Origin of the sequence: Herbaspirillum sp. B65, assembly GCF_000333555.1 — a bacterium.
Taxonomy (GTDB): Bacteria; Pseudomonadota; Gammaproteobacteria; order Burkholderiales; family Burkholderiaceae_D; genus Herbaspirillum; species Herbaspirillum rubrisubalbicans.
In genome coordinates, this window is record NZ_BADI01000046.1 from 1 (window position 1) to 7739 (window position 7739).

Genomic DNA, 7739 nt, shown 5'->3' on the forward strand with positions numbered 1-7739 from the left:
GATGCTGTCCGGGAATTGTCCGAACACCAGCCAACCCATGCCGCAGGCCGAGATGATCTGGGCATAGAAGAAGGGCGTCAGCACCGAGGCCTCGGCGTGCTTGTAGGCGGTGTTCTGCAGGAAGTGGCCGATGGTGCTGGTAATGCCGGTGGAGACCAGGATCGCCAGTTCGACCATGCTGGGCATATGGCTGGTCCAGAAGAAGGGCACCATCAAGGTCGACGCCACGCTGCCCACCAGCGCCCCGTAGAACAGCGTCACCATGGGGTTGTCCGCCTGGCTGGCCTTGCGGTTGAGGATCGACAGCAAGGCCTGGGTCAGGGCCGAGATCAGCCCCAGCGCCACGCCGTAGGGCGGGATATCGCCACTGGGGCGGATCACGATCAGCATTCCACCAAACCCGATCAATACCGCGACCCAGCGCGAGACATAGCTGCGCTCGCCCAATAGCCAGGGCGAGATCGCCAGCACGATCAGCGGCGCGCAGAAATTCATGGCCGTGCCTTCGGCCAGCGGCACGATCTTCAACACCGAAAAGAAAATCAGCGTCGAGCCCAGCAGCAGCGCCCCGCGCCCCAATTGCAGGCCGAGCCGGTTCGATTGCAGGATGCTGCGTCCGTGCCGGCGGCGGTACAGCGGCGCCAGCGTGGCCGCCATGAAGAACAGGTTGATGGTGTAGCGCATCCAGGCAATCATCACCACGTGATAGCCGGCTAGGGCCAGCAGCTTGCCGGCGGTATCGAGCAGTGACAGTGTCCAGAGCCCCGAAATGAGGAACAGGATGCCCAGTTTATGACTGTGGGCGATGCGGGGATGTGGCAGGACGGCGCTGGACATGGTCTCGGAGGATTTGGTTGAACACGGCTCGGATGGCCGGTATGAATTCGCTGGCAGTCAGTCCCACCGGCCCCTGGCCTGCGGCCACCAACTGGTCGGCCGCTGCGCCGTGGATCCAGGTCGCGGCCAGGGCGGCGGCGCGCGTAGGCCAGCCCTGGGCCAGCAGTGCCCCACACAGACCCGACAGGACATCGCCGGTGCCGGCGGTGGACAATGCCGGGTTGCCGCTGGGGTTGATGGCGATCTGGCCATCAGGGAAGGCGATGACCGTCCCCGCGCCCTTGAGCACGGTGATGGCATTGAACTGGCGTGCCAGCAGACGCGCCGCCTGCGGCCGATCCTGCTGGACTTGCTGGGTGGTGCTGTCGAGCAGTCGTGCCGCTTCCAGCGGATGCGGGGTGATGATGCTGGTGATGGCCGCACCCGTGTGACTGCGACTGTGCAGCTTGTGTTGCAGGGTCGGCTCGGCCGAGATCAGGTTCAGGGCGTCGGCATCGATGACGATGTCGGCTTCGCTTTCCAGCGCGCGTGCCAGGAGGTCATGGGCGTGGCGCGAGGTGCCCATGCCGGGGCCCACCACCAGTGCCGCGCTGGCCCCGAATTCGACGCGGTCGGCCAGGCGGAACATCAGTTCCGGGTGCTTGTCGTCATAGGCCAGGCCGTCATCGACGAAGGCCACGTAGACCCGTCCGGCACCGCCAAAGGCGGCCGTGCGGGCAGCCAGCACCGGCGCGCCGGCCATGCCGCGTGCCCCCCCGACTACGATCACGTCGCCATAGCTGCCCTTGTGGCTGTTGTTGGCGCGCGGCTTGAGCGCAGTGGCAAAGCTCTGCGGGCCGTTAAGGAAGGCGCGCGCCGGCGGCAGCAAGCGGGGCTCGATGTCCAGTGGCTCTACCACGATGTGGCCGCTGTGGTCGCTGCCGTCGCAGGTATGCAGGCCAGGCTTGTCGCCGATGAAGGTAATGGTATGGGTGGCTTGTACCGCCACCCCATCGCGAGCACCGACGATGCTGCCGGTATCGGCATCCAGGCCGCTGGGCACATCGATGGACAGCACCGGGCAGCGCAGGCTGTTGACGTAGTCGATGATGGGCCGCAGCGCCGGGCCGGGCGCTCGTGCCAGGCCGATACCGAACAGACCATCGATCACCAGTGCCCAGGATTGCGCGCGCAGGGCGGCGTCACTGAGGTCGTCGATGAACTGGATCGCGGCCTCGCGTGCGCGGGCCAGGGCACGGCAGGCATCGGGCGGCTGGCGGCTAGGGTCGGCATGGAGTTGCACGCTCACTTCGATGCCGGCTTCTTCCAGTAGGCAAGCCGCTTCCAGCGCATCGCCGCCATTGTTGCCGGGGCCGGCCAGGATCAGCACCGAGGGCGAGGACGCCGTGGCCGAGCACAGCAGTTGCTGCGCCTGCTCGGCAATGGCGGCGCCGGCGCGTTGCATCAGGGTGTAAGGAGGCAGGGCGGACAGGGCGGCTTGTTCGACTTGGCGGATCTCGGCAACAGAATAGAGCGCGCTCATGATCGGGATCGCTGGCGTATGAAGGTTAATGCTGCGTGGATGAAGCTAGTCCAGGCGGGTGGGGTCTGGCCGGGAGCAGGTGTAACGACGATGTGAATTTTAAGGGAATTATGCTGCCCGCGCAGAGCGCCGACAGATGAAAAATCGGCGCGAATCGTGTATCTCGTGTATCGCCGCGCGCCGATTTTTCTGCCATCAAGCCAGCACGTCGCGTGGCAACAGGCCTTCGGTCGGGATCTCGGTCTCTTCCCCGGCTACCAGGTCGGCCAGCAGGCGCGCCGAGCCCACGCTGGCTGCCCAGCCGGTAGCGCCATGGCCGACGTTGACGAACACGTTGCCCTGCCGGGTCGGCCCGATCAGGGGCAGGCCATGCGGCAACAGGGCCATGGTATTGCTCCAGAAGTGGGCCTGGTTGTAGTTGGCGGCATTGGGGTAATAGTCGCCGGCAATCTTGAGCAGGTTGCGCAAGGCCTTGGGCGGCAGCGTCTGCGACGGCGGCACGAAGCCCAGCAGGCCGCTGATGCGGATACGCCCGCCCAGGCGGGTCATGGCGACCTTGTAGCTGTCGTCGTAGAGCGCCATGCTGGGCGCGTCATCGGGATTCTTGACCGGCACCAGGGCCGAATAGCTTTGCAGCGCGCGCAGCGGCAGGTCGGTATCGAGCGGGCGCAGCAATTCGGCGCTGGAGATGCCGGCGGCCACCACCACCGCATCGACCCGCATCTGCGAAGCCAGGTGCGGCGACTGTAGCTGCAGCATGACGCGCCCGCCGAACTCGGCCTGGATGGCGGTGACGGTGGAATCGAAATGGAAACGCACGCCCAGTTCCTGGGCCGCATTGCGCATCTGCTTGGCAAACAGCACGCAGTTGCCGGCGATGTCATCGGGATAGTAGAGCGCGCCGGCCAGGGCGGCGCCGGAAGAGAAGGCCGGCTCCAGGGCGCGGATCGCCTCCGTGTCCAGAGCCTGGTGCTTGAACTCGCATTGTTCGGCGGCTTCTTGCATCTGCCCGATGCGCGCTGCTTCGGCCGGCAGGCGGAACAGGTGGAATACGCCGTTGCCATTCTCGTGTTCCAGGTTGTAATGCGTCTGCAATTGCAGGGTCAGGCCCTGGCCATAGGCTGCCAGGCGCGACAGGCGCAGCTTGTTCTGTGCAAAATACTGTTGTGCCTGGCGCGTGCGGCCCATCCAGCGGCGGCGGCCGAAGTCGGTACCGGACGCCAGCAGCACGCGCGGCTCATCCTGGAAGCGGCAGGCGAAGGTGGCCATGGCGCCCGGCAAGGTCAGGGGCGTGGCCGCCCCCGGCGCCAACAGGCCCGTGTCGCCGAAGGTGGCTTCTTCGGCCACATGGGCGCGGCGCTCGATCACGGCGACTTCATAGCCCTTGGCGGCCAGGAAGTAGGCGCTGCATATCCCTGAAAGTCCCCCGCCGATCACGGCGATCTGTCGATGTGTGCTATTCACTCTATTCGTCTTGGAGGCGGCGTGGCCGCTGTGGTCATGGGCATCGGGCGGTGAGTTGTGCTGCTCGCTGCGGGTTCACAGGGGCAGGCCATGGTCCGATGCGGGCCGAATGATACCGCGAAATTTCCTTGCCGTTCAGATATTGCCGCAGTGCTACATCCCGGCATCGTCCCCAAGCAAGGCATGTCCTTCGTGGCAGGACAACGTTTGGAGCGGGAAGGGCGATGACAGCGGCCAGGAAAGGATGGCGGGGCTGCTCGCTTTGCGCGGGACTTGGCGCGGTGTCCACTGTATAATGCCGGCTCTGCCAGCTAACGCGCGCACGATCCATCATTCCGCCACCCCTAGGCCTGCACGTTTTTTCCTTGTGCAATGCGGCATCCGGGGCTGGTCGGTGCCGGTGGACCGGTCCCTGCCGCGATGCTGCCACGGTTTTCCCGATTCAAGCTAACTGCCTCGACCTCGCCATGCTGATCCTGCCGGGCTCCAATGCCCTTTCCGCTTTCCGTACCCAACGCCTTCTGACCCAATTGCAAGCCGTGGATGCCGCCATTACCGGCGTATCCGGCCGCTACCTGCATTTCGTCGACGCCAAGGCCCTGACGCAAGAGGATGAGGCCCGTCTCAACGGCCTGCTGACCTACGGCGACCCTTTCAACGGCAGTGACGAGGGCGACGCCTTTGTGGTGATTCCGCGTTTCGGCACCATCTCGCCCTGGGCCAGCAAGGCCACCGACATCGTGCGCAATTGCGGCATGGGCCATATCCACCGCGTGGAGCGCGGCATCATCTTCCGCGTGCAGGTCAAGACGGGCCTGTTGGGCGGGGCCAAGAAACTCAACGAAGCCAGCCTCCCGGCCGTGGCCGCACTGCTGCACGATCGCATGACCGAGACCGTGCTGCGCGATCCCCAAGATGCAGCCGGTCTGTTCTCGGAACTGCAGGCCAAGCCGCTGGAGTCGGTGGACGTGATCGGCGGCGGCCGCGCCGCGCTGGAACGCGCCAACACCGAACTGGGCCTGGCGCTGTCGGACGATGAGATCGATTACCTGGTGGAAGCCTTTACCAAGGCCCAGCGCAATCCCACCGATGTGGAACTGATGATGTTCGCCCAGGCCAACAGCGAACACTGCCGCCACAAGATCTTCAACGCCGACTGGACCATCGACGGCGAGAAGCAGGACAAGTCGCTGTTCGGCATGATCAAGAACACCCACCAACTGGCGCCCAAGGGCACCGTGGTGGCCTATTCGGACAACTCCTCCATCATCGAGGGCGCGACCGTCTCGCGCTTCTACCAGCGCGGCGCCACCAAGGGCAATGTGTATGAAGCGTCGGACGAGCTGACCCACATCCTGATGAAGGTGGAAACCCACAACCACCCGACCGCCATCTCGCCGTTCCCGGGCGCCTCCACTGGCGCTGGCGGCGAGATCCGCGACGAAGGCGCCACCGGCCGCGGTTCCAAGCCCAAGGCCGGCCTGACCGGTTTCACCGTCTCCAACCTGATGGTCACCCACGCCGTGCAACCCTGGGAAAACGCCCGCGACGTGGCCCAGCCGGTGGACCAGCGCGACGAACACGCCCAGGGCGGCATCTACGGCAAGCCCGAGCGCATCGCTTCGCCCCTGCAGATCATGATCGACGGCCCGCTCGGGGGCGCCGCCTTCAACAATGAATTCGGCCGTCCCAACCTGGGCGGTTACTTCCGCACCTACGAGCAGAACGTGGGCGGCCAGGTCATGGGCTATCACAAGCCCATCATGATTGCCGGCGGCATGGGCAACATCTCGGCCAAGCACACCAAGAAGAACGACCTGCCGGTGGGCAGCCTGCTGATCCAGCTGGGCGGCCCCGGTATGCGCATCGGCATGGGTGGCGGCGCCGCTTCCTCGATGGCCACCGGTGTCAATACCGCCGACCTGGACTTCGATTCGGTGCAGCGTGGCAACCCGGAAATGGAGCGTCGCGCCCAGGAAGTCATCAATGCCTGCTGGGCGCTGGGTGACGAGAACCCGATCCAGTCCATCCACGACGTGGGAGCAGGTGGTCTGTCCAACGCCTTCCCGGAAATCACCAACGACGCCAAGCGCGGCGCCATCTTCGACCTGCGCAAAGTCCCCCTGGAAGAAAGCGGCCTGGCCCCGCGCGAGATCTGGAGCAATGAATCCCAGGAGCGTTACGTGTTGGCGATCCTGCCGGAACACCTGCCCCTGTTCAAATACCTGTGCGAGCGCGAGCGCGCGCCCTTCGCCGTGGTCGGTACCGCCACCGAAGAACGCCAACTGAAGGTGATCGACCCCGAGCACAACAACAGCCCGGTCGATATGCCCATGGACGTGCTGCTGGGCAAGCCGCCCAAGATGCACCGCGATGTGCAGCACGTCGAGAAGCAACTGCCGCCGGTGGACCTGACCGGCATGGACCTGGTGGAGGTGGCCCAGCGCGTGCTGCGCCTGCCGGCCGTGGCTGACAAGTCCTTCCTGATCACCATCGGCGACCGTAGCGTCGGCGCCATGACCGTGCGCGACCAGATGGTCGGTCCCTGGCAGGTGCCGGTGGCCGACGTGGCCGTGACCGCCATGGGCCTGGAAGGCTATCTGGGTGAAGCCATGGCCATGGGCGAGCGCACCCCGCTGGCCGTGATTGACGCGCCCGCTTCGGGCCGCATGGCCGTCGGTGAAGCCATCACCAACATCGCGCCGGCANCCATCGCGNAGATCGGCGACATCAAGCTCTCGGCCAACTGGATGGCGGCCTGCGGCCAGCCCGGCCAGGACGCCGCGCTGTTCGATACCGTCAAGGCAGTAGGCATGGAATTGTGCCCGGCGCTGGGGATCTCGATCCCGGTGGGCAAGGATTCGCTATCCATGCGCAGCACCTGGAGCGATGAAGAGGGCGCCAAGTCGGTGACTTCGCCGGTCTCGCTGATCGTCTCCGGTTTTGCGCCCGTGACCGATGTACGCCGCGTGCTCACGCCGCAACTGCGCAAGGACAAGGGCGAGACCGTTCTGATCCTGATCGACCTGGGCCGTGGCAAGAACCGCATGGGGGCTTCGGCCTTGACGCAGGTGATGCAACAGATCGGCAACGAGACCCCGGACGTCGATAGTGCCGAAGACCTGAAGGCCTTCTTCAACGCCATCCAGCAACTCAACACCGAAGACCGCCTGCTGGCCTACCACGACCGTTCCGACGGCGGCCTGTATGCCACCTTGGCCGAAATGGCCTTCGCTGGCCATACCGGTATCTCGGTCAACCTCGACATCCTGACCATGGAAGCCGAGCACGCCGCCGACTGGGGTGATTCCAAGAACTGGACCACGCAAGTGGCCGAGCGCCGCAATGAACTGACCCTGCGCGCGCTGTTCAGCGAAGAACTGGGTGCTGTCATCCAGGTACCGGCCGAGCAGAAGTCGGAGGTCATGAACGTGCTGCGCAGCTACAACCTGGGCGCTTGCAGTCACATCATCGGCAAGCCCAATGATCGTGACGTGATCGAATTCATGCGCGATGCCAAGAACATCTACGGCCAGCCGCGTGCCGAGCTGCATCGCGTCTGGAGCGAGACCAGCTGGCGCATCGCCCGCCTGCGCGACAACCCGGCCTGCGCCGATGCCGAATATGAGCGCCTGCTGGACGCGGCCGATCCCGGCATGACGCCCAAGCTGACGTTCGATCCGCAGGAAGACATCGCCGCCCCCTACCTGTCGCTGGGTGCGGCAGCCCGTCCCAAGGTCGCCATCCTGCGCGAGCAGGGCGTGAACTCGCACATCGAGACCGCCTATGCCATGCACAAGGCCGGCTTCACGGCGGTGGACGTGCACATGAGCGACCTGATCGCCAATCGCGCCAAGCTGGATGACTTCAAGGGCTTCATCGCCGTGGGGGGCTTCTCCTACGGTGACGTGCTGGG

4 protein-coding genes are annotated in these 7739 nt (G+C 65.3%); 1 reads left to right on the forward strand and 3 read right to left on the reverse strand.

Features of this window, described 5'->3' with window-relative positions; translation table 11 throughout:
- From I5W_RS00995 to I5W_RS01005, 3 genes are all read right to left on the reverse strand, one after another.
- A partial coding sequence (locus I5W_RS00995) for a DMT family transporter (RefSeq protein ID WP_044527852.1) occupies positions 1 to 837 on the reverse strand: 837 nt, incomplete at its 3' end.
- Positions 791 to 2359: a bifunctional ADP-dependent NAD(P)H-hydrate dehydratase/NAD(P)H-hydrate epimerase gene (locus tag I5W_RS01000; RefSeq protein ID WP_044527853.1), complete on the reverse strand. Its 1569-nt coding sequence runs from the start codon at positions 2357 to 2359 to the stop codon at positions 791 to 793. The genes I5W_RS01000 and I5W_RS00995, both read right to left, overlap by 47 nt.
- A gap of 195 nt (positions 2360 to 2554) precedes the next feature.
- On the reverse strand, positions 2555 to 3823 hold the full coding sequence (locus tag I5W_RS01005) for an FAD-dependent oxidoreductase (RefSeq protein WP_044527854.1): 1269 nt from the start codon (positions 3821 to 3823) through the stop codon (positions 2555 to 2557).
- Positions 3824 to 4290: 467 nt separating this feature from the next.
- Between I5W_RS01005 and purL the strand changes: the two genes are divergently transcribed.
- Positions 4291 to 7739, forward strand: a 3449-nt coding sequence (gene purL / locus I5W_RS01010) for a phosphoribosylformylglycinamidine synthase (protein WP_044527855.1), incomplete at its 3' end; no start/stop codon positions are given.

What these genes read in the sequence shown, in the direction of transcription:
- I5W_RS01000 (WP_044527853.1), bottom strand. Translation starts at nt 2,359, where the DNA reads ATGAGCGCGCTCTATTCTGTTGCCGAGATCCGCCAAGTCGAACAAGCC.